The 20577-nt window shown below is 70.5% G+C and carries 19 protein-coding genes; 7 read left to right on the top strand and 12 right to left on the bottom strand.

The window, feature by feature from the left end:
* Positions 1-198: 198 nt before the first annotated feature.
* Positions 199-981 carry a 3-oxoadipate enol-lactonase gene (gene pcaD, locus ACK4UM_RS06380; RefSeq protein WP_409796983.1) on the top strand — a complete coding sequence of 261 codons (783 nt, stop codon included), beginning with the start codon at positions 199-201 and terminating at the stop codon, positions 979-981.
* 105 nt (positions 982-1086) lie between these two features.
* Here the strand turns inward: pcaD and ldtR are convergent, their stop codons facing one another.
* From ldtR to ACK4UM_RS06330, 10 genes are all read right to left on the bottom strand, one after another.
* Positions 1087-1596, bottom strand: a complete 510-nt coding sequence (gene ldtR, locus ACK4UM_RS06375; protein ID WP_409796981.1) for a transcriptional regulator LdtR — start codon at positions 1594-1596, stop codon at positions 1087-1089.
* Between the two features lie 201 nt (positions 1597-1797).
* Positions 1798-2271 carry a DUF6163 family protein gene (locus ACK4UM_RS06370; protein ID WP_409796979.1) on the bottom strand — a complete coding sequence of 158 codons (474 nt, stop codon included), beginning with the start codon at positions 2269-2271 and terminating at the stop codon, positions 1798-1800.
* Positions 2271-3314: an enoyl-CoA hydratase/isomerase family protein gene (locus ACK4UM_RS06365; protein WP_409796977.1), complete on the bottom strand. Its 1044-nt coding sequence runs from the start codon at positions 3312-3314 to the stop codon at positions 2271-2273. Before ACK4UM_RS06365 ends, ACK4UM_RS06370 begins: the two co-directional genes overlap by 1 nt.
* 220 nt (positions 3315-3534) lie before the next feature.
* A complete protein-coding gene (gene atpC, locus ACK4UM_RS06360; protein WP_409796975.1) occupies positions 3535-3930 on the bottom strand; it encodes an ATP synthase F1 subunit epsilon in 396 nt (131 codons plus the stop codon).
* 80 nt (positions 3931-4010) lie between these two features.
* Positions 4011-5441, bottom strand: a complete 1431-nt coding sequence (gene atpD, locus ACK4UM_RS06355) for a F0F1 ATP synthase subunit beta (RefSeq protein ID WP_409796974.1) — start codon at positions 5439-5441, stop codon at positions 4011-4013.
* A 25-nt stretch (positions 5442-5466) separates the two neighbouring features.
* Entirely contained in the window at positions 5467-6342 is an 876-nt protein-coding gene (locus ACK4UM_RS06350; RefSeq protein WP_409796972.1) for a F0F1 ATP synthase subunit gamma, read from the bottom strand.
* 89 nt (positions 6343-6431) lie between these two features.
* A complete protein-coding gene (gene atpA / locus ACK4UM_RS06345) occupies positions 6432-7967 on the bottom strand; it encodes a F0F1 ATP synthase subunit alpha (RefSeq protein WP_409796970.1) in 1536 nt (511 codons plus the stop codon).
* A complete protein-coding gene (locus tag ACK4UM_RS06340) occupies positions 7967-8539 on the bottom strand; it encodes a F0F1 ATP synthase subunit delta (RefSeq protein WP_409796968.1) in 573 nt (190 codons plus the stop codon). The genes atpA and ACK4UM_RS06340 overlap by 1 nt, the downstream gene beginning before the upstream one ends.
* Before the next feature lie 224 nt (positions 8540-8763).
* Entirely contained in the window at positions 8764-9405 is a 642-nt protein-coding gene (locus tag ACK4UM_RS06335) for a methyltransferase domain-containing protein (protein ID WP_409796967.1), read from the bottom strand.
* Positions 9406-10045: 640 nt separating this feature from the next.
* Positions 10046-12262, bottom strand: a complete 2217-nt coding sequence (locus tag ACK4UM_RS06330) for a primosomal protein N' (protein WP_409796965.1) — start codon at positions 12260-12262, stop codon at positions 10046-10048.
* A 108-nt stretch (positions 12263-12370) separates the two neighbouring features.
* Between ACK4UM_RS06330 and ACK4UM_RS06325 the strand changes: the two genes are divergently transcribed.
* The 6 genes from ACK4UM_RS06325 to ACK4UM_RS06300 all read left to right on the top strand — a co-directional run bounded on the left by ACK4UM_RS06325 (position 12371) and on the right by ACK4UM_RS06300 (position 18204).
* Positions 12371-13345: a tyrosine recombinase XerC gene (locus ACK4UM_RS06325; protein ID WP_409796964.1), complete on the top strand. Its 975-nt coding sequence runs from the start codon at positions 12371-12373 to the stop codon at positions 13343-13345.
* 83 nt (positions 13346-13428) lie between these two features.
* The gene (locus ACK4UM_RS06320) at positions 13429-14283 is read left to right on the top strand and encodes a response regulator (protein WP_409796962.1); all 855 of its coding nucleotides are present in this window, start codon (positions 13429-13431) and stop codon (positions 14281-14283) included.
* A 79-nt stretch (positions 14284-14362) separates the two neighbouring features.
* The gene (gene ubiG, locus ACK4UM_RS06315) at positions 14363-15115 is read left to right on the top strand and encodes a bifunctional 2-polyprenyl-6-hydroxyphenol methylase/3-demethylubiquinol 3-O-methyltransferase UbiG (protein ID WP_409796960.1); all 753 of its coding nucleotides are present in this window, start codon (positions 14363-14365) and stop codon (positions 15113-15115) included.
* Between the two features lie 190 nt (positions 15116-15305).
* On the top strand, positions 15306-15548 hold the full coding sequence (locus tag ACK4UM_RS06310; RefSeq protein WP_409796958.1) for a hypothetical protein: 243 nt from the start codon (positions 15306-15308) through the stop codon (positions 15546-15548).
* A 118-nt stretch (positions 15549-15666) separates the two neighbouring features.
* Positions 15667-16785 carry a polyamine ABC transporter substrate-binding protein gene (locus ACK4UM_RS06305; RefSeq protein WP_409796956.1) on the top strand — a complete coding sequence of 373 codons (1119 nt, stop codon included), beginning with the start codon at positions 15667-15669 and terminating at the stop codon, positions 16783-16785.
* Between the two features lie 183 nt (positions 16786-16968).
* Positions 16969-18204 carry an MFS transporter gene (locus tag ACK4UM_RS06300; RefSeq protein WP_409796955.1) on the top strand — a complete coding sequence of 412 codons (1236 nt, stop codon included), beginning with the start codon at positions 16969-16971 and terminating at the stop codon, positions 18202-18204.
* Positions 18205-18340: 136 nt separating this feature from the next.
* Here the strand turns inward: ACK4UM_RS06300 and ACK4UM_RS06295 are convergent, their stop codons facing one another.
* Both ACK4UM_RS06295 and ACK4UM_RS06290 read right to left on the bottom strand, forming a co-directional pair.
* A complete protein-coding gene (locus ACK4UM_RS06295) occupies positions 18341-19249 on the bottom strand; it encodes a DMT family transporter (protein WP_409796953.1) in 909 nt (302 codons plus the stop codon).
* Positions 19250-19262: 13 nt separating this feature from the next.
* Positions 19263-20462 carry a mandelate racemase/muconate lactonizing enzyme family protein gene (locus ACK4UM_RS06290; protein WP_409796951.1) on the bottom strand — a complete coding sequence of 400 codons (1200 nt, stop codon included), beginning with the start codon at positions 20460-20462 and terminating at the stop codon, positions 19263-19265.
* Between the last annotated feature and the right edge of the window lie 115 nt (positions 20463-20577).

The following is a 20577-nucleotide window of genomic DNA, read 5'->3' as shown; positions in this document are numbered from 1 at the left end:
GGTCTGCCCGAACCGAACGCCATTCAACGCCATCCAAGCGCGCGAGTTCCCCTTGGGCAGAAGATCTTCACGCCGCTCGGCTCCAGACTTCCCGGCGCCCCTCCCCTCCCCTATCCTCGCGCGCGACGGCGTCCCGCCCCTCCGGCCGGCGGCGGCGGCGGACCGCAGGCGAAGAACGATACGGAGCGAGGAACGCCCATGCAGATCGAGATCGACGGCCTCTCCTTCCACGTGCGGCTCGACGGGCCGGAGACCGCGCCCGTCCTGATGCTCTCGAACTCGCTCTCCTCGAATCTGTCGATGTGGGACGCGCAGATCGAGGCGTTCACGCGGCGCTGGCGCGTGCTGCGCTACGACCAGCGCGGCCATGGCGGGACCGAGGTCTCCGACCGCCCGGTGAGCTTCGAACGGCTCGCCGACGACGCGATCGCGATCCTCGACGCGCTCGACATCCCCAAGGTGCATTTCTGCGGCGTCTCGATGGGCGGCATGACCGGCATGACGCTGATGACCCGCCACCCGAAGCGGATCGAGCGCGCCGTCCTCGCCAACACGGCGGCGCGCATGGGCCCGGCCGAGCTGTGGAATGCGCGCATCCGCGCGACGCGCGAGGGCGGCATGGAGGCGGTCGTCGACGCGACGATCGCCCGCTGGTTCACGGAGGCGTTCCGAGCCCGCGCGCCGGAGACGGTGGCGGCGGTGCGCGAGATGATCCTCTCGACGCCGGCCGCGGGCTACGCGGCGTGCTGCGCCGCGATCCGCGACATGGACCAGCGCGAGGCGATCCGCGCGATCCGCCACCCCGTGCTCGTGATCATCGGCGCCCACGATCCCGCCACCACGCCCCAGGCCGGCGAGATCGTGCACGCGGCGATCCGCGGCTCGCGTGCGGTCACGCTCGATGCGGCGCACCTGTCCAATATCGAGGCGCCGGACGCCTTCGACGAGGCGGTCACCGCGTTCCTCTCCGAGAAGCCGTGAGGAGCGACTTCGTCCCTTCCGACGGTCGCGAACGAGAACGGCGGGGGTCTCCCCCCGCCGCTTCGAGCCCCCCGGCCATGTCGGTGCGCGGCCGCGCCTGCCGCCTCAGAGCCGGTAGCGGATCTGGTCGGTCCAGAAGCGCTCCAGGCGGGTGAGCGCCTGGTTGAGCCGCACGAAATCGTCGTCGGAGATGCCGCCGATCGGGGTGATCGTGCGCGAATGCTTCTGATAGAGCGCGTGCACGATCTCGTGCACTTCCTTGCCGCGGTCGGTCAGCGAGATCCGCACCGAGCGGCGGTCGACGCGCGAGCGGGCATGGTGGAGATAGCCCATCTCGACGAGCTTCTTGACGTTGTAGGAGACGTTCGAGCCGAGATAATAGCCGCGGGTGCGCAGCTCGCTCGCGGTCAGCTCCTTGTCGCCGATATTGTAGAGGAGCAGGGCCTGCACGGAATTGACGTCGTCGCGGCCGCGGCGCTCGAATTCGTCCTTGATGACGTCGAGGAGGCGGCGGTGCAGACGCTCGACGAGATGCAGCGCCTCGAGATAGGCCGGCTTCACCGACGTCGCGGTGGCGTCCGCGGGCTCGGACACGGTCTTTGCCAGGTTGTTCATCATACGCCTCACCGTTCTTTGTGCCTGGCCGGAGTTCCCGGCTCGTTGATGAGGTGAGGCTAGGTTGATCCGATAAAAACGAGTTTAAACGACAGGATGAACACGCAACTAACCGATTCGGGCGAATCCCAGAAAGATACGCCGATATTCACGCGAAACAGCCCGAACCCTTATGAGATCTAGGCGACGTCTGGTTAACCCTTACCGCTCTTCACTCGATGCGAAGAACGAGATCAGGAGATAGGTAACCATCAGGAGACAATAGACGATCGCCAAGGCCAGGCTGACCGGAACGACGCCGGGAAAGAAGACCGCCAGAACGAGGTGGCTCATCACCGCCAGCAGCCACAGGACGCCGCCCCACGTCGAGGTGAGCCAGAGCCCGACGGCGGCGATGGGGTCGATCACCGCGAAATAGACCACCGTCGCCTGGAAGCCGAGCGAACGGTCCTCGAAGGGCGGGGCGACGCCGCCGGCGTCCACAATCACGCCCCAGAAGCTCAGGCCCTTGGCGATCCACAGGAGCGCCATCAGGCGCATGAACCAGGTGAGGGCGGTCTCCCACCGGATCTTGGGGCGGGCGCGCTCGTCGGCGAGCCGCAGGGCCGCCTCGGCCCCGGCAGGCTCGTGCGCGGGCTCCTCGCTGCGCTCGGCGCGGCGCCGGAAGGGCCACATCAGATCGCGAGCTCGTCGTCGCCGAGCGGCGCGAAATAGGCGTCGATCGCCGCCTCGTCCACCTCCTCGAGGCGGGCGGGGCTCCAGCGCGGGGCGTGGTCCTTGTCGATCAGCACCGCGCGGACGCCCTCGTAGAAATCGTGGCCGTCGAGCATGCGGGAGACGATGCGGAACTCCATCGTCATGGCTTGGCGGAAATCGAGCCCGGCGCCCTCGCGCATCTGGCGAAGCGCGATCTTGAGAGAGGTCGGGGACTTGCCCCGCATCGTCTGCGCCGTCTCGGCGGCGACCGCGTCGCCGGATGCGGCGGCCTCGTCCAGGCGGGCGAGGATCGCCTCGACCGTGTCGGCGCGGAAGGCGGCGTCGATCGTGGCGGCCTTCGCCTCGATGGGGGCGGGGCCGGGATCGCGGGCATGCTCGGCGAGCACGGCGTCCACGTCCTCGCCGGCGAGGAGGCGCCGACGGATCTCGGGGATCGCGGCGGAGGCCACCGCATGGGTCGCCAGCCCCATGGCGAGGCCGTCGGCGGGGCCGATGCGGGCGCCGGTCAGCGCGAGCCAGGTGCCGACGACGCCGGGCAGGCGCGGCAGCTTGAAGCTCGCGCCGACATCGGGGAAGAAGCCGATGCCGACCTCGGGCATGGCGAACAGGTAGCGCTCGCCGGCGACGCGGTGCGAGCCGTGCAGCGAAATGCCGACGCCGCCGCCCATCACGATCCCGTCGATGAGGCTGACATAGGGCTTCGGATAGGCCTCGATGAGCGCGTTGAGCTCGTATTCCTCGCGCCAGAAGGCATGCGCCTCCTCCCTTTGGCCGGCGCGCCCGGCCTCGACGAGGCGCCTGATGTCGCCGCCCGCGCAGAACGCCTTCTCGCCGGCGCCCTCGACGACGACGCGGGTCACGGCGGGATCGGTCGCCCAGGCATCAAGCGCGCGACGCATCGCGCGAACCGCGTCGAGCGTGAGGGCGTTCAGAGCCTTCGGCCGATCGAGCACGATCCGGCCGGCGCGGCCTTCGATCCGGCAAACAGCGTCCTGCGTCATCGCTCGCGCGTCCTCCTGCCCATCCCGGCCCGCTCGCGCGGATCCCGTCGGCCTCGATGCTCTAGACGGTCGGGTGCGCCTCGGTCAACGCGCGAGCGGGGATCGGGGCTCGCGGGAGGCGCGGACGGGAGCGACGCCACCCCTCAAACGCAGCGAGCGCACGACCCGATCGCGTCGGGCGTGCGCTCGTCGAAGGATGGGGCGGATCGGAGGCGCGGGCTCAGAGGCCCATCTGGGCGCGGGCGTCGCCGAGGCGGAAGACGACCTCGTTGGCGGCCTCCTTCGCGTCCGGATCCTCGGTCGCGGCGGCGGCAGCCTCCGCGCGGGCGATCTCGCGGTCGAAATAGGCGCCGTCGACCTCCTCGGCGGGGATCGCGCGCTCGGCGAGCACGGTCGTCGCCTGCGGGCCGATATCGGCGAAGCCGCCCTGGACGAGGATGCGCTTCTCGCCGCCCGGCGCCGCGATCACCAGGAAGCCCGTGGTCAAAGCCGCCATGCGCGGCGCGTGGCCCGGAAGGATCGTCATCTCGCCCTGGAGCGCCGGCAGCCGGGCGGATTCGACGTCGCCGGAGAACAGGATGCGCTCCGGGGAGACGAGATCGATGGTGAAGGGCATCAGTACGGATCCTGAGGCGAGACGGGATGGTCGACGCGGCGGCGCGCGGTGGCGCCGCCGCGGAGAGACGGTCTTTGCGCTTACGCCGCCTGGGCGAGGCGCTCGGCCTTCTCGATCGCCTGATCGATCGAGCCGACCATGTAGAAGGCCGCCTCCGGCAGGTGGTCGTACTTGCCCTCGACGAGGCCCTTGAAGCCCTTGATCGTGTCCTCGATCGCGACGAGCTGGCCGGGCGAGCCGGTGAACACTTCCGCGACGAAGAAGGGCTGCGAAAGGAAGCGCTCGATCTTGCGGGCGCGCGCCACCGTCATCTTGTCCTCTTCCGACAGCTCGTCCATGCCGAGAATGGCGATGATGTCCTGGAGCGACTTGTAGCGCTGCAGCACCTGCTGGACCTGGCGGGCGACCTGATAGTGCTCATCGCCGACGATGCGCGGGTCGAGCATGCGCGAGGTCGAGTCGAGCGGGTCGACCGCCGGATAGATGCCCTTCTCGGCGATCGAGCGGTTGAGCACCGTCGTCGCGTCGAGATGGGCGAAGGAGGTGGCGGGCGCGGGGTCGGTCAGGTCGTCGGCGGGGACGTAGATCGCCTGCACCGAGGTGATCGAGCCTTTGGTGGTCGTGGTGATGCGCTCCTGGAGGGCGCCCATGTCGGTCGAGAGCGTCGGCTGATAGCCCACCGCCGAGGGGATGCGGCCGAGCAGCGCCGACACCTCGGAGCCCGCCTGCGTGAAGCGGAAGATGTTGTCCACGAAGAAGAGCACGTCCTGGCCCTGGTCGCGGAAATGCTCGGCGATGGTCAGGCCGGTGAGGCCGACGCGGGCGCGGGCGCCGGGCGGCTCGTTCATCTGGCCGTAGACGAGGGCGCACTTGGAGCCGGCGGTCGAGCCGCCCTCCTTCGGGTCCTTGTTCACGCCCGAATCGATCATCTCGTGGTAGAGATCGTTGCCCTCGCGCGTGCGCTCGCCGACGCCGGCGAAGACCGAGTAGCCGCCGTGCGCCTTGGCGATGTTGTTGATCAGCTCCTGGATGAGCACCGTCTTGCCGACGCCGGCGCCGCCGAACAGGCCGATCTTGCCGCCGCGGGCGTAGGGGGCGAGCAGGTCGATGACCTTGATGCCGGTGACGAGGATCTGCGCCTCGGTCGACTGGTCGGCATAGCTCGGCGCCTCGGCGTGGATCGGGCGGAAGCCCTCCGCGTCGACGGGGCCCGCCTCGTCGATCGGCTCGCCGACGACGTTGAGGATGCGCCCCAGGCAGCCGGCGCCGACGGGCACCTTGATCGGCGCGCCGGTGTCGCGCACGGGCTGGCCGCGGGTCAGGCCCTCGGTCGTGTCCATGGCGATGCAGCGGACGGTGTTCTCGCCGAGCTGCTGGGCCACTTCGAGGACGAGGCGCGCGCCCTGGTTCTCGGTCTCGAGCGCGTTGAGGATCTCGGGCAGGTGCCCGTCGAACTGAACGTCGACGACGGCGCCGATGACCTGGGAGATGCGTCCGGTAGGTTCAGCCATGGGTCTCGTCCTTCGTGATGGCGTATCAGAGCGCCTCGGCGCCCGAAATGATTTCGATCAGTTCCTTGGTGATCTGAGCCTGACGCGTCCGGTTGTAGGTCAGCGTCTGCTTCTTGATCATCTCGCCGGCGTTGCGCGTGGCCGAATCCATGGCCGACATGCGCGCGCCCTGCTCGGAAGCGGCGTTCTCGAGGAGCGCCGAGAAGATCTGGACCGAGACGTTCTGCGGCAGGAGCCGCTCGAGGATCGCGGTCTCGGAAGGCTCGTATTCGTAGAGCGCCCCGCCCTCGGCCTCGCTCGCGCCCTCGATCTCGACCGGGATCAGCCGCTGCGCGGTCGGGATCTGCGAGATCACCGAGCGGAAGCGGGCGTAGAAGAGCGTCGCGATGTCGAACTCGCCCGCCGAATAGAGATCGAGCACCTTGGTGCCGATCTCCTCCGCGTTCTCGAAGCCGAGCGTCTTCACGCCGCGCAGCTCGATCAGCTCGATGATGTTCTTGCCGAGCGTGCGGCGCAGGATGTCGTAGCCCTTGCGGCCGACGCAGATGATCTTGACCGTCTTGCCCTCGGCGAGGAGCCGGTTGGCGTGCTCGCGGGCGAGACGGGCGATCGAGGAATTGAATGCGCCGCACAGGCCGCGCTCGGCGGTGCAGACGATCATGAGATGCGTCTGGTCCGAGCCCGTGCCGGCGAGCAGCTTCGGCGTATCGGGATCGATGGTGACCCCCGAGGCGACGTTGCCGAGCACCTTCGCCATCCGCTCGGCGAAGGGGCGCGCGGCCTCGGCCTGCATCTGGGCGCGGCGGAGCTTGGCCGCGGCGACCATCTGCATGGCCTTGGTGATCTTCTGCGTCGCCTTCACCGAGGCGATGCGGTTGCGCAGATCCTTGAGTGACGGCATCGCGCCCTACTGACCTCTCTTCGACATCGCTTCGGGTGTGCGCCCGGGCCCGCGGCGCGTGCCGCCGGCCCGAACCGCCCCTTCGCCGCTCACGCGACGAAGGTCTTCTGGAAGTCGGTGACGACGTCCTTGAGCTTGGCCGCGGTCTCGTCCGTGAGATCGCGCTTCACCCGGATGTCCTCGAGGATGTCGACATGCTTGCCGCGCAGGAGCGAGAGCAGGCCGTCCTCGAACGCGCGCACCTTGGCGACCGGCAGCGGATCGAGATAGCCGTTCACGCCGGCATAGATCACGCAGACCTGCTCTTCCATCTTCAGGGGCGAGAATTGCGGCTGCTTCAGGAGCTCGGTCAGGCGGGCGCCGCGGTTGAGCAGGCGCTGCGTCGTCGCGTCGAGATCCGAGCCGAACTGCGCGAAGGCGGCCATCTCGCGGTACTGCGCGAGCTCGCCCTTGATCTTGCCGGCGACCTTCTTCATCGCCTTGGTCTGCGCGGCCGAGCCGACGCGCGACACCGAGAGGCCGACGTTCACCGCCGGGCGGATGCCCTGGTAGAACAGATCCGTCTCGAGGAAGATCTGGCCGTCGGTGATCGAGATCACGTTCGTCGGGATGTAGGCGGAGACGTCGTTCGCCTGCGTCTCGATGACCGGCAGCGCGGTCAGCGAGCCGGCGCCGAAATCGTCGTTCATCTTCGCCGCGCGCTCGAGGAGACGCGAGTGGAGATAGAACACGTCGCCCGGGAAGGCCTCGCGGCCCGGCGGGCGGCGCAGGAGGAGCGACATCTGGCGGTAGGCGACGGCCTGCTTCGACAGGTCGTCGTAGATGATGACCGCGTGCATGCCGTTGTCGCGGAAGTACTCGCCCATGGCGCAGCCGGCGAAGGGCGCGATGAACTGCATCGGCGCCGGGTCGGACGCGGTGGCGGCGATGACGATCGAGTACTCGAGCGCCCCGTTCTCCTCGAGCGCCTTCACGAACTGGGCGACGGTGGAGCGCTTCTGGCCCACGGCGACGTAGACGCAGTAGAGCTTCTGGCTCTCCGGCGCGCCCTCGACGTTGAGCGGCTTCTGGTTGAGGATCGTGTCGAGCGCGATCGCGGTCTTGCCGGTCTGGCGGTCGCCGATGATCAGCTCGCGCTGGCCGCGGCCGATCGGGATGAGCGCGTCGACCGCCTTGAGGCCGGTCGCCATCGGCTCGTGCACCGACTTGCGCGGGATGATGCCCGGGGCCTTCACGTCGACGCGGGCGCGGTCGGTGTATTCGATCGGGCCCTTGCCGTCGATCGGGTTGCCGAGCGCGTCGACGACGCGGCCGAGCAGGCCCTTGCCGACCGGAACGTCCACGATGGCGCCGGTGCGCTTGACGGTCTGACCCTCGGAGATCTGGCGGTCGGAGCCGAACACCACGACGCCGACATTGTCGACCTCGAGGTTGAGCGCCATGCCGCGCACGCCCGATTCGAACTCGACCATCTCGCCGTACTGGACCTTGTCGAGCCCGTAGCAGCGCGCGATGCCGTCGCCGACGGACAGCACCTGGCCGACCTCGGTGACTTCCGCCTCCTGGCCGAAGTTCTTGATCTGCTCCTTGAGGATCGCGGAGATCTCAGCGGCACGAATGTCCATCAGCGGACCTCTTTCATCGCAAGACGAATGGAATTGAGCTTGGTGCGCAGGGAAGCGTCGATCATCCGGCTGCCGACGCGGACGACGAGGCCGCCGATCAGCGCGGGGTCGACCTTGACCTCGAGATCGATCTCGGCGCCGGCGGCCTGGGCGATCGCGGTGCGGATCTCGGCGAGCAGCGCCTCGGAGGGCGCCTCGGCGACGCTGACGCGCGCGGACACGATGCCCTTGGCCTGCGCCACGAGCGCCCGGTAGCCGCGGATCATCGCCGGCAGGAGGAAGAGGCGGCGCTTGGAGGCGACGAGCTTGATGAAATTCGCCGCCACGCCGCCGATCTTCGCCGCGGCGAGGATGGCCGTGATCGCCGACATCTGCTCCTCGGCGGAGAAGACCGGGCTGCCGACCAGGCGCCGCAGGTCCTCGCTCTCGGCGAGAAGGGCTTCGAAGGTGCTCAGATCCGCGGCGACGGCGTCGATCGCGCCGGTCTCCTGCGCGAGCTCGAACAGAGCGGACGCGTAGCGGCCGGCGACACCCGACACGATCGATCCGCCTGAATTGCTGGGCTCAGCCACCGATGTCTCTTCCGTGATTTGAGCGCCCGACCGGCGAGAGGCCGAAAGCGAGCGCCCGCTTGAAGTTGGATTGGCTCGGCCGCGAGCGGGCAGGAACCCTTCGCCCGCGAGGCGTGGCTGCGATACCACGGGTTTTCGGGGGGCGCAAGCGCCGCGGAACCCGTCTTGTCGCGCTGCGGGAGAGCTTGCGGGCGCTCATCCCCGGGCGCAGGTCCGCAGGCGGCTCAGGCCTTGTAGGCGATGAGCGATTTCGGAACGCCGAGGACGCGCTCGACGGCGATCGCGCCGTCGGGAAAGAGCGATTCGAGCTCCCGGCGCAGGATCACGGTCGTCCCCTCGATCATCTCGCACCAGGCCGGCACCGAGCGGCGCCAGCCGCGCACGAAGGCGCGCTTGAGCGGCGGCGGGTAGAACCACCAGAAGGGCAGACCCGTATGCGGCTCGAGCGGGAACAGGATCGAGGGCGTCTGCACGTACCAGCGCGGCGCGAGGCGCCGGATCTCGGCGGCGAAGGCGGCACGCTTCTCCGGCCCGCCCACATGCTCGATGCAGCTGTTGCTGAAGGCGAGGTCGAAGCTCCCGTCGGCGAGGTCGCGCGCGCAGGTCGCATCCCCCTCGACGAAGCGGAAGCGGTGCGGGCCGCGCGCGCCCTCGCGCATCCGCGTGCCCGGCAGATTGAGGATGGTGACGTCCAAGGGCACGTCGATCCATTGCCAGATCGAGGTCGTGCCGCCGAGATCGACGACGCGATCGCCCGGCCTGAGCGACAGGAGCGCCTGCATCCGGTGCATGCGCGCCGCCCGCGCCCGAGGCGCGAGACGATCCCGCAGGGCGAAGTAACCGTGCAGGCGGGCGTAGCGGACCATCCGTGCCGACCTCGGGTGGGGTGGATGCGATCGGCGCCGAGCCTGAAGGAGCGCGCGCCGCAGGCCAAGCGAACTTGGCCGCCCCCGATGCGCTCGCGCTGTCTCGATCACACATCTCGCTTCGCCCCGGCCGAAAAGCGCCAGCTTGTCCTTCCCCCTCGGGGGAAGGTGGCTCTTCACACACCGTGATTTGCGCATGGGATCGGCGCATCGAGGCGCCGCCGCTCTCCTTCCCCTCAGGGGAAGGTGGCCCGGCGGCGAAGCCGACGGGTCGGATGGGGTCATTCGACGCGGAACGCGGCGAAGGGGCGTCGTCCTAGAGCGCCTTACGTAAGGAGAAACCCATCGCCCCTTCGCTCCTTCGGAGCGAAAGACCCCATCCGTCTCCGGACCCTGTTCGGGTCCGGAGCCACCTTCCCCTGAGGGGAAGGAAAGCGGCCGCACCGCTTCGTCGAACGCAGGCACGAACGCCGATATGTGCACTCCGTAGCCCCTTGGGGAAGGTGGCTCCGAGCGAAGCTCGGAGACGGATGGGGGCCGTCGGGGAGACCGTCGAGCTCTCCGCAAACCCTGAGAACTCCCGGGAAGCCGATCGGGAGAACCGTACGAGGCGAATAGAGACGTTCTCGGCAGCTCGCGCTCACAAGAAACTGTACGGCTCCACGTCCACCGCCACCCGCACGCTGCCGCGGGGTTTGGGCGCCCGTGCCATCCAGGCGCGCAGGAAGCCCTGCAGGTCGCGGCCGCGCGATGCGCGCACGAGGAGGCGCACGCGGTGGCGGCCGCGGATCATCGCGATCGGCGCCTCGGCTGGGCCGATGACGGAGAGCTCGTCGTCGAGCGCGCCGGTCTCGTGGGCGGCGCGGGCGAGCGCGCGGGCGTGGGCGTGCGTCGCTTCCTTGTCCGTGCCGGTGACGAGGATCGCCGCGAGCCGGCCGAAGGGCGGCAGGCGGGCGGCCTCGCGCATCGCGATCTCCTGCGCGTAGAAGGTCTCCGCGTCCCCCGACAGGAGCGCGCGCAGCACGGGGTGATCCGGATCGTAGGTCTGGAGGAAGGCCCGCCCCGCCGTCGCCCCGCGCCCGGCGCGTCCCGTCACCTGCTGGAGGAGCTGGAAGGTGCGCTCGGCCGCGCGCGGATCGCCCGAAGCGAGGCCGAGATCGGCATCGACCACGCCCACGACCGAGAGGAGCGGGAAATTGTGCCCCTTGGCGACGAGCTGGGTGCCGACGACGATGTCGGCCTCGCCCTCCGCGATCGCGACGAGCTCGCGCCGCAGCCGCTCGGCGCCGCCGGGGAAGTCGGAGGAGAGGGTCACGATGCGCCGGCCGGGGAAGAGGGCGGCGGCCTCCTCCGCGATCCGCTCGATGCCCGGCCCGCAGGCGACGATCGACTCGAGGCTGCCGCAGGACGGGCAGACGTCCGGGCGCCGCTCGACATGGCCGCAATGATGGCAGACGAGGGCGCGGCGGAAGCGGTGCTCGACGAGCCAGGCGGTGCAGGAGGGGCACTCGTAGCGATGCCCGCAGGCGCGGCAGAGCGTCAGCGGGGCGAAACCGCGGCGATTGAGGAAGAGGAGCGCCTGCTCGCCCTTCGCGACCGCCTCCTCGACCGCGCGCGCGAGACGCGGCGCGATGAAGCGCCCTTGCGCGGGGCCCGCCTTGCGCATGTCGATCGGCGCGATCGTCGGCAGGGCGCGTCCGCCGAAGCGCTCGGGCAGGCGGACATGGGCGTAGCGCCCGCGCGCGGCGTTCACGCGGCTCTCGATCGAAGGCGTCGCCGAGCCGACGACGACCGCCGCGCTCTCGAGCCGCCCGCGCACCACCGCCATGTCGCGCGCGTGATAGGCGACGCCGTCCTCCTGCTTGAAGCCCGAATCGTGCTCCTCGTCGACGACGATCAGGCCGAGATCGGCATAGGGCAGGAACAGAGCCGAGCGCGCGCCGATCACCACCTTCGCCTCCCCCGAGGCGATGCGCGCGTGCAGGCGCTCGCGCTTGCGCCCCGTCACGCCCGAATGCCAGGCGCCGGGCTCGACGCCGAACCGCTCGGCGAAGCGGGTCAGCACCTGCCCCGTGAGCGCGATCTCCGGCATCAGGACGAGGCTCTGGCGGCCCTCGCGCAGAGCCTGGGCGATCGCCTCGAAATAGATCTCCGTCTTGCCCGAGCCGGTGACGCCCTCGACGAGCGTCACCTCCCCCGCCTCGCCGACGGGCGGCGGCGTCCGCGCGGCGCGCCGCTGCGCCATCCGCCGCACGCTCGCCGCGACGTCGTCCGCCGCCGCGCGCTGCTCGGGGGAGAGCGGGATCGGGCCGTAATCGGGATCGGGCAGAGGCGGCGGCAGGTCGGCGAGCGCGACCGCCTCGAGCACGCCCTCGTCGACGAGCCCGTCGACGACGCCGACGCTCGCGCCCGCCTTCAGCGCGAGCTCGCGCTTGGACAGAGCGAACCCGTCGGCGGCGGCGGCGAGGATGCGGGCGCGGGCCGGCGTGATCCGCCGCGGCGCCGTGCCGGTGACGCGCACGCCGACGCGCGGCGCTTCCGGCTTGTCGGCGTCCGGCAGCTTCAACGCCATCGCCAGCACCGCCCCGCGTGGGGCGAGCGTCCAGCGCGCCACCCAATCGACGAAGGCGCGCAGGCGCTCGGGCAGAGGCGGGGCGGGATAGGGCGCCTCGAGGCTCTTGAGATTGTCTCCGCCCGGCCCCTCGCGCAGCTCCCAGACGACGCCCGGCACCACCCTCTGGCCGAACGGCGCGCAGACGACGTCGCCCGGCGCCACGCTCATCCCGGCGGGGACGCGGTAGCTGAAGGCGTTGTCGAGGGGGAGCGGGACGAGCACGTCCGCGATGGGCTCTGGCATGGAGACGGGCGATTCACCATTTCGGGGCAGGCTCGCCGCAGACATAGACGGGAAGCTCCCGCGGCGCCACCGGCACCGTGCGGGCGGAGAAGGCGGGGAGGATCGCGGGTGGCGCAGGCGGGCGGGACGGTCGAGGCGGGGATCGCGCCGGACGTGGAGGCGGCTCTGCGCGGCTTCCTCGTCGCGCTCGGCACGCAGCGGCGGGCCTCGCCGAAGACGGTCGAGGCCTATGGCCGCGACCTGCGCCAGGTTCTCGCCTTCCTCGCCGAGCATCTGGGCGCGCCGCCCGCTCTGTCCGATCTCTCCGCGCTCGGCGCGCGCGACGTGCGCGCCTTCCTCGCCGCGCGGCGGCGTGCGGGGGCGAAGGAGGCGACGCTCGCCCGCAAGCTCGCCGCGATCCGCGCCTTCGCCCGCCACCTCGCCCGCACCGGCGCGGCCGAGATCGCCGCGGCGAGCGCCGTGCGCGGGCCGCGGCGGGTGCGCGACCTGCCCCGCCCCGTCCCCGTCGCGGCGGCGCTCGCGATGACAGATCCGGACACGCGCGCAGGCGAGGAGCGGCCCGATTGGGTGCTCGCGCGCGACGCCGCCGTCCTGGCGCTCCTCTACGGCTGCGGCCTGCGCATCTCCGAGGCGCTCTCGATCCGCCGCCGCGACGCGCCGACCGAGCCCTCCGCGACCCTGCGCGTCGTCGGCAAAGGCGGGCGGGCACGGGTGGTGCCGGTGATCGCGCCGGTGGCGGGCGCGGTCGCGGCCTATCTCGCCCGCGTCCCCTGGACGCTCGGTCCGCTCGATCCGCTCTTCGTCGGGGTGCGCGGCGGCCCGCTCTCGCCGCGCATCGTGCAGCTCGCGGTCGAGCGGCTGCGCGGGGCGCTCGGCCTGCCCGCGAGCGCGACGCCGCATGCGCTGCGCCATTCCTTCGCCACCCATCTCCTCGCCGGCGGCGGGGATTTGCGCGCGATCCAGGATCTCCTGGGCCACGCCTCGCTCTCGACGACCCAGATCTACACCCGCGTCGACGCCGACCGCCTCGCCGACATCGTCGCCGCCGCCCATCCGCGGGCGCGCCGCGGCGGCGCCGGTTGACGGGGGAAATCCTCTAGGAAGAGTAACCTTGTGACAATCATTGCGGCCTATTCTCTCCTCCCGGACGAAAGGGGGAGCGGCTGATGCTCGCTGGCGGGCCGATCATATCCGGGCGGGGATCGCGCGATCGTCTGCGCGCCCTCGTCGCAGACGGCGCCGCCGGATCGCGGCTGAGCCTCGCCGTCACCCTCAAGGGCTTCGACGCGACGATCGAGATCGTCGAGGCCGCGAGCGGGCAGGCGGCGCTGCGGGCGCTCAACGACGACATGCCCCACCTCGCCTTCGTCAACGTGCAGCTCGAGGGGATGAGCGGCGCCGAGGCCGTGGCCATGGCCCGTCACCACGGCGTCCGCCCGGTCACCTTCCTCATGACGGACGGCGTCGTGAAGAAATGGGTCGACCTCTCGGTCGAGCTCGACGCCTACGAATTCCTGAAGAAGCCGCTCGACGTCGACCACCTCGTCGCCATGCTGGCCAACGTGCGGCGCATGCGCGAGCGGCTGCGGCTCCTCCTCGTCGAGCCCTCCGACACCGCGCGCAACCTCGTGCGCAAGGTGCTCGGCACCACGCGGTTCGACATCGAGATCGACGAGACCGATTCCGGCGCCCACGCCGTCAAGCTCCTGCAGCTCACCCGCTACGACCTCGCCCTCGTCAACGAGGCGATGCCGCGGATGGACGGGCTCGAGACGATCTGCCAGGGCCGCGAGGTCGCGACGCAGACGCATTTCCTCCTGATGTCGACCGGCCGCGGCGACACGCTGCCGGCCTCGCTGCGCCATTTCGGCGTCGCGGCGGTGCTCAACAAGCCCTTCTACGCGCGCGACGTCGAGAAGGTGCTCCACCGCCTCTACGGCCTGCGCCGGCCCTACCTCCTCAACCACTTCACCCCCGAGCACGAGCGCAAGGCCCGCGTCGGCGCGCTCGCCGTGAGCTGAGGCGATCCGCCGGGCTTGACCGCGGGGCGGTTCGGGCGGATGTGTGGCCGCGTCCGCGACGAGCCGCAGGAGAGCCCCGATGACGCGTCCGCAAGCCGCCGAGACCGGCATCGACCCCGACGAGGTCGCGCGCTTCGAGAAGATCGCGCGCACCTGGTGGGATCCGACGGGGCCGATGCGCACGCTGCACAAGTTCAACCCCGTTCGCCTGGCCTTCATCCGCGACCACGTCGCCCGCCGGTTCGGCCGCGATCCGCACGGCGGCGCGCCGCTGGACGGGCTCTCGCTCCTCGACGTCGGCTGCGGCGGCGGGCTCCTGACGGAGCCGCTCGCGCGGCTCGGGGCGCGCGCGACGGGGCTCGATCCGGCGCCGACCAATGTCGAGGTCGCCCGGCTGCACGCCGAGCGCTCGGGCGTGTCGGTTTCCTATCGCGGCGACACGGTGGAGCGCGTCGTCGCGGAGGGTGCGCGCTTCGACGTGGTGATCGCGATGGAGGTCGTCGAGCACGTGCCCGATCCCGCCGCCTTCACCCGCGCCTGCGCGGAGGCGGTCGCGCCGGGCGGGCTCCTGTTCATGGCGACGATCAACCGGACCATGCGCGCCTTCGCGCTCGCCATCGTCGGCGCCGAATACGTGCTCGGCTGGCTGCCGAAGGGCACGCACGAATACGGAAAGCTCGTGACGCCCGACGAATTGCACGGCGCCATGGGCGCGGGCGGCCTCGATCTCCTCGAGACGACGGGCGTCGTCTACGACCCGTTCCGCGACGTCTGGAAGCTCTCGCGCGACACGGGCGTCAACTACATGAGCGTGGCGGGCAAGCCGGGCTGAGCGGAGCGCCTCTGCCCTCCCTCCCCCGGCGACACCTTGACGCAAGGGCGATCGATCCCCATTTGAAAGGCGCGCGCGCCCCAGTCCGCGGGGCTGCAACCGATCCGCCGCGGGCGCCGTGCCGACGCGGCGCGCGCCACGCAGGCGCGGCGCGCGTATTCGCGGCGCGCAAGACTCGAAAGGCCTCACGATGTCCGAAGATCCCGATGCGCGCCGCGCGCAAGCCGAGATGCGCTTCGCCCGCGCCCAGAAGCAGCGCGCGGACGGCGAGGCGGCGATGCGCGAATACGAGGACCACGTCCGCGCCACCGAGGAGAAGACCCAGCGCCTGCGTGCCATGCGGCTCGCCAAGGAGCAGGCCGAGCGCGACGCCGCGCCCCCGCCCTCCCCGGCGAAGCCTCCGGCCAAGCGCAAGATCGTCCGTCGCGGCTGAACGCGCGCGATACGCATCGGCGGGGCGACGCATTCGGCTTGCCCCCCCGTTTTCCGTCCCATAACGTGCCCACGGCCTCGGCCGCCGTCCTCCCTCTCGCTCACGGAGATCGCACGCGATGGGTCGTAACGTCACCGCCGGCTTCGGCGCGAGTCTGGCACTCGCCGCTTGTCTCACCGTCTCGGCCGCCGCGATCGACGCGACTCAAGCGCAATCGCGCGTCGTCAATGTCTACAATTGGTCGGATTATATCGACCCGGACGTCCTCGCCGCCTTCACCGCCGAGACGGGGATCCGCGTCGTCTACGACACCTACGACAACAACGAGATCGTCGAGACGCGCCTGCTCGCCGGGCGCTCGGGCTACGACATCGTCGTGCCCTCGGGCCCCTTCACGCAGCGCCTCGCCGCGGCCGGGATCTTCCAGGAGATCGACCGCTCGCAGATCCCCAACATCGTGCACGCCTGGCCGCAGATCGAGGAGCGGCTCGCCGTCTACGATCCGGGCAACCGTTTCGCGGTCAATTACATGTGGGGCACGACCGGGATCGGCGTGAACGTCGCCATGGTGCGCGAGCGCCTCGGCGGCGAGATCCCCGACAGCTGGGACCTCGTCTTCGATCCGGAGGTCGCGAGCCGGCTCGCCGATTGCGGCATCTACGTGCTCGATTCGGCCGAGGACATGTTCCCGACCGCGCTGAACTATCTCGGGCTCTATCCCGATTCGCGCGACCAGGGCGAGCTCCAGCAGGCCGCCGATCTCCTGACGCGCGCGGCGGCGAACGTCCGCCGCTTCCATTCGTCCGAATACATCAACGCGCTCGCGACCGGGGACATCTGCCTCGCGGTCGGCTATTCCGGCGACATCCTGCAGGCGCGCGACCGCGCCGAGGAAGCCGGCAGCGGCATCGAGATCGCCTATATCGTGCCCGAGGAAGGCGCGCAGATCTGGTTCGATTCCTTCTCGATCCCGGCGGACGCGGAGAACGTCGCGGAGGCGCACGCCTTCATCGACTTCATGATGCGCCCCGAGATCGCCGCGCAGAACGTCAATTACGTGAACTACGCCTCGGGCAACCTCGCGGCCAAGGAGTTCATCGATCCGGCGATCCTCGCCGATCCGGGCATCTATCCGGACGACGACACGATGGAGCGGCTGTTCACCAACACCGCCTACGACGAGCGCACCCAGCGCTTCGTCACCCGCGCCTGGACCCGCATCCGCACCGGACGCTGATCGGAGGGGGTCATCCCTCCCCGTAGGGGAGGGTGGCCCCGGAGCGCAGCGACGGGGTCGGGCGGGGCCCGGGTGGAGAGCGCTCTTCGAGCGTCGCGCCCCACCCGGCCTTTCTCGGCTCACGCCTCGAGAGTCCACCCTCCCCTACAGGGAGGGATTTTTTTCCGTCGAGACCCTGATATCATGTCCGCTCCCGCCGCACCCCGTCCTGCGATCGCCCCCGAGATCGTCGTCCTCGCCGGCTGTCTGATCGCGCTCGTCACCTTCGGCCCGCGCGCCTCGGCGGGTCTGTTCCAGGTGCCGATGACGACGGATCTCGGTTTCGGGCGCGACACGTTCGGGCTCGCGATCGCGCTGCAGAACCTCCTGTGGGGCATCGGCCAGCCCTTCGCGGGTGCGATCGCCGACCGCTTCGGCACGGTCCGCGTGCTCGTGATCGGCGCAATCCTCTATGCCGCGGGCCTCGTGGTGATGGCCTACGCCTCGACGCCGCTCGTGCTGCACACGGGCGCGGGCGTGCTGATCGGGCTCGGGCTCGCCGGCTGCTCGTTCAACCTCGTGCTCGGCGCCTTCGGCAAGCTCCTGCCGGAGGAATGGCGCCCGATGGCGTTCGGCGCGGGCACGGCGGCGGGCTCCTTCGGGCAATTCCTGTTCCCGCCGATCGGCAACGCGCTGATCGGCTCCGTCGGCTGGCAGGGGGCGCTCGTCTGGTTCGCGGTGAGCCTCGCCCTCGTCCTGCCGCTCTCGCTCGCGCTCGCGACGCGCGGCACCGGCGGCGCCTCCGCCCCGGCCGGGATGGGCCCGGCGCAATCGATCCCGCAGGCGCTCGCGGAAGCGTTCCGACACCGCTCCTACGTGCTCCTCGTCGCGGGCTTCTTCACCTGCGGCTTCCAGCTCGCCTTCATCACCGCGCATCTGCCGGCGTACCTGAAGGATGCCGGCCTCTCCGCCTCGATCGGCGGCTGGACGCTCGCGCTGATCGGGCTCTTCAACGCGGCCGGCTCGCTCGGCGCGGGCTTCCTCTCGACGCGCATGCCCAAGCGCTATCTGCTGGCCTGGATCTATCTCGGCCGCGCGATCGCCATCGCCGCCTTCGTGCTCCTGCCCGCGAGCCCGCTCACCGCCCTCGTCTTCGGCGCGACGATCGGCCTCCTCTGGCTCTCGACCGTGCCGCCGACCTCGGCGCTCGTGATGGTGATGTTCGGCACGCGCTACATGGCGATGCTCTACGGCTTCGCCTTCTTCTCCCACCAGCTCGGCGGCTTCATCGGCGTCTATCTCGGCGGCGTGCTCTACGAGACGACGGGCGGCTACGCGCTCGTCTGGTGGCTGTCGGTGGCGCTCGGCGTCGCGTCCGCGCTGATCAACCTGCCGATCGTGGAGAAGCCGGTGGAGCGCGCCGCCGCGCAGGGGGCGTAGCATCCCTCCCCGCAGGGGAGGGTGGACCTTCGAGCGTCAGCGAGAAGGGCCGGGTGGGGCCCGTGGCGCGGAGATCATCCTGCAAGCGTCGGGCCCCACCCGACCTCGCTCGCCTCGCTCGCGAGGCCACCCTCCCCTACGGGGAGGGATTCGCCGCCGCCTTCTTCGCCACCGCCCGCTCGCGGAAGAAGATGAACAAGCCGGCCCCCACGATGATCGCCGCGCCGATCAGCATCGCGGTGCGCGGCACGTCGCCGAAGACGAGGAAGCCGAGGACGATCGCCCAGAACAGGAGCGTGTACTGGTAGGGCACGACGGTCGCCGCGTCGGCGAGCTTGAGCGAGCGGTTGACGCAGACATGCCCCGCCATCGAGACGACGCCGAGAAGCGCGAGGAGCGTGAAATCGATCGCCGTCGGCGTCACCCAGCCGAAGCCCGCGGTCGCGATTCCGGCGGCGAGCGCGCCCATCGTCTGCCAGAAGACGAGGGTCGTGTCCGGCGTGCCGCGCAGGGTGCGCGAGAGGACGATCATGCCCGCAAAGCACAGGCTGCCGACGATCGAGATGAAGGCGGGCGCGGTGAGCGTCGCGGCGGAGGGCTCGAGCGCGACGGTCACCCCGACGAATCCGATCGCGATCGCGGTCCAGCGCCGCCAGCCGACCTTCTCGCCGAGCAGGAAGGGCGAGACCGCGGCGACGTAGATGGGGGCGGCGAGCCAATAGGTCATCACGTCCGCGAGCGGCAGCCAGATCACGGCGGCGTAGAAGCAGAACACCTCCGCCGTCGACAGCCCGACGCGCAGGGCCTGCAGCCCCGGCCGCTCGACGACGAGGAGCTTGCGCGGCCCCATCATCCACAGGAAGGGCGCGAGGATGATCAGCGCCGCGATCGAGCGGATCAGGAGGACCTGGCCGACCGAATAGGTCGCCACCAGCCATTTGCCGAGCACGTCGTTCGCCGCGAACAGGAACATGGCGAACAGCATGATCGCGATGCCAAGCCTCGCGCTCGGCGTCGAGAGGTAGCGTGCTGCGGCGGCGGACATCGATCGGCGACCCTCAATCGGCCCGGCTCGTGCGCACGATGGCGTCGGCGCGGCGCTCGAGGCCCGGCAGGAGCTCGGTGCCGTGCCCGGGCGCCTCGCCGACCGCGATCTCGCCGCGCTCGATCCGCGGCAGCGCCGTCACGAGCTCGGTGTACCAGCCCGTATAGAACGCCCGCACGCTCTCCTGCACGAGGGCATTTCGTGCGTGCATGGAGAAATGGCAGGAGGCCATGAACACGACCGGCCCCGTGCAATCGTGCGGCGCGACCGGGATCTGGTGGGCTTCCGCGAGCGCGGCGATCTTGCGCGCCTCCGAGATGCCCCCGCACCAGGACAGATCGAGCATGGCCACCCCCGCGATCCCGGTCGCGAGATAATCGCGAAAGGCGTGCGGATAGGCGAGCGTCTCGGAGGCGCAGACCATGGCGCGCGAGTGCGGGGCGTAGGCCTTCAAGGTCTCGAGACTGTCCATCCGCACCGGATCCTCGTGCCAATAGGTCTCGTAGGGCGCGAGCGCGCGGGCGATCCGCTGGGCGGCGGGCAGCGACCAGAGCGAGTGGAACTCGACCATGACATCCATGGCGTCCCCCACCGTGCGGCGGATCTTCTCGAAGGGCTCGAGCGCCTTGCGCAATTCCTCGGGGGAGATGTCGAGCCCGCCCGAGCGCTCGGCGGCGATGTCGAAGGGCCAGATCTTCATCGCGCGGATGCCCTCGTCGAGCAGCGATTGCGCGAGCGTGCCCGCGTCGTCGAGGAAGGCGTCGAGATCCTCGTAGGGCCCGGCCTTCCCGCCGCGTCCCCAATTCGCCACCGTCTGCGCCCGCGCGTCCCGCACGTAGCGATAGCCCGCGCAGGTATTGTAGGTACGGATCGATTCGCGCGAGCGCCCGCCGAGCGCCACGCAGAGCGGCACGCCGAGCGCCTTGGCGAACAGGTCCCAGAGCGCGATGTCGACGGCCGAGTTCCCCCGCGTCTCCACGCCCGCGCCCCGCCAGCCGAGATAGCCGAGGAGATCGCGGTTGATCGCCTCGATCTGGAGCGGATCGCGCCCGATCAGCTTGGGCGCCACGCTCTCGTGGAGATAGGCCTCCACCGCCGCCGCCCCCATGAAGGTCTCGCCGAGCCCGACGAGGCCCTCGTCGGTGTGGACGCGCACGAAGATCAGGTTCGGGAACTCGCCGAGGCGGATCGTCTCGAGGGCGGTGACGCGCATGGGGTTCGGCTCGCTGCGTGTGGCTCAGGTGTGTCATCCCCGGCTGGAGGTCGCGAAGCGACCGCAAGGAAAGGGGACCCAGCGCAAGAAATCGCTTGCGCAGCAAGCGCTCGCG

Origin of the sequence: Salinarimonas sp., assembly GCF_046292825.1 — a bacterium.
In the GTDB taxonomy this organism is placed as follows: Bacteria; Pseudomonadota; Alphaproteobacteria; order Rhizobiales; family Beijerinckiaceae; genus Salinarimonas.
Note: the sequence above shows the minus strand (reverse complement) of the source record. Positions and strands in the feature narration are given on the sequence as shown.

What these genes read in the sequence shown, in the direction of transcription:
- ACK4UM_RS06300 (WP_409796955.1), top strand. Translation starts at nt 16,969, where the DNA reads ATGTCCGCTCCCGCCGCACCCCGTCCTGCGATCGCCCCCGAGATCGTC.
- ACK4UM_RS06365 (WP_409796977.1), bottom strand. Translation starts at nt 3,314, where the DNA reads ATGACGCAGGACGCTGTTTGCCGGATCGAAGGCCGCGCCGGCCGGATC.
- pcaD (WP_409796983.1), top strand. Translation starts at nt 199, where the DNA reads ATGCAGATCGAGATCGACGGCCTCTCCTTCCACGTGCGGCTCGACGGG.
- atpA (WP_409796970.1), bottom strand. Translation starts at nt 7,967, where the DNA reads ATGGACATTCGTGCCGCTGAGATCTCCGCGATCCTCAAGGAGCAGATC.
- ACK4UM_RS06330 (WP_409796965.1), bottom strand. Translation starts at nt 12,262, where the DNA reads ATGCCAGAGCCCATCGCGGACGTGCTCGTCCCGCTCCCCCTCGACAAC.
- ACK4UM_RS06370 (WP_409796979.1), bottom strand. Translation starts at nt 2,271, where the DNA reads ATGTGGCCCTTCCGGCGCCGCGCCGAGCGCAGCGAGGAGCCCGCGCAC.
- atpD (WP_409796974.1), bottom strand. Translation starts at nt 5,441, where the DNA reads ATGGCTGAACCTACCGGACGCATCTCCCAGGTCATCGGCGCCGTCGTC.
- ACK4UM_RS06295 (WP_409796953.1), bottom strand. Translation starts at nt 19,249, where the DNA reads ATGTCCGCCGCCGCAGCACGCTACCTCTCGACGCCGAGCGCGAGGCTT.
- ACK4UM_RS06320 (WP_409796962.1), top strand. Translation starts at nt 13,429, where the DNA reads ATGCTCGCTGGCGGGCCGATCATATCCGGGCGGGGATCGCGCGATCGT.
- ACK4UM_RS06305 (WP_409796956.1), top strand. Translation starts at nt 15,667, where the DNA reads ATGGGTCGTAACGTCACCGCCGGCTTCGGCGCGAGTCTGGCACTCGCC.
- ACK4UM_RS06350 (WP_409796972.1), bottom strand. Translation starts at nt 6,342, where the DNA reads ATGCCGTCACTCAAGGATCTGCGCAACCGCATCGCCTCGGTGAAGGCG.
- ldtR (WP_409796981.1), bottom strand. Translation starts at nt 1,596, where the DNA reads ATGAACAACCTGGCAAAGACCGTGTCCGAGCCCGCGGACGCCACCGCG.
- atpC (WP_409796975.1), bottom strand. Translation starts at nt 3,930, where the DNA reads ATGCCCTTCACCATCGATCTCGTCTCCCCGGAGCGCATCCTGTTCTCC.
- ACK4UM_RS06290 (WP_409796951.1), bottom strand. Translation starts at nt 20,462, where the DNA reads ATGCGCGTCACCGCCCTCGAGACGATCCGCCTCGGCGAGTTCCCGAAC.
- ubiG (WP_409796960.1), top strand. Translation starts at nt 14,363, where the DNA reads ATGACGCGTCCGCAAGCCGCCGAGACCGGCATCGACCCCGACGAGGTC.
- ACK4UM_RS06310 (WP_409796958.1), top strand. Translation starts at nt 15,306, where the DNA reads ATGTCCGAAGATCCCGATGCGCGCCGCGCGCAAGCCGAGATGCGCTTC.
- ACK4UM_RS06335 (WP_409796967.1), bottom strand. Translation starts at nt 9,405, where the DNA reads ATGGTCCGCTACGCCCGCCTGCACGGTTACTTCGCCCTGCGGGATCGT.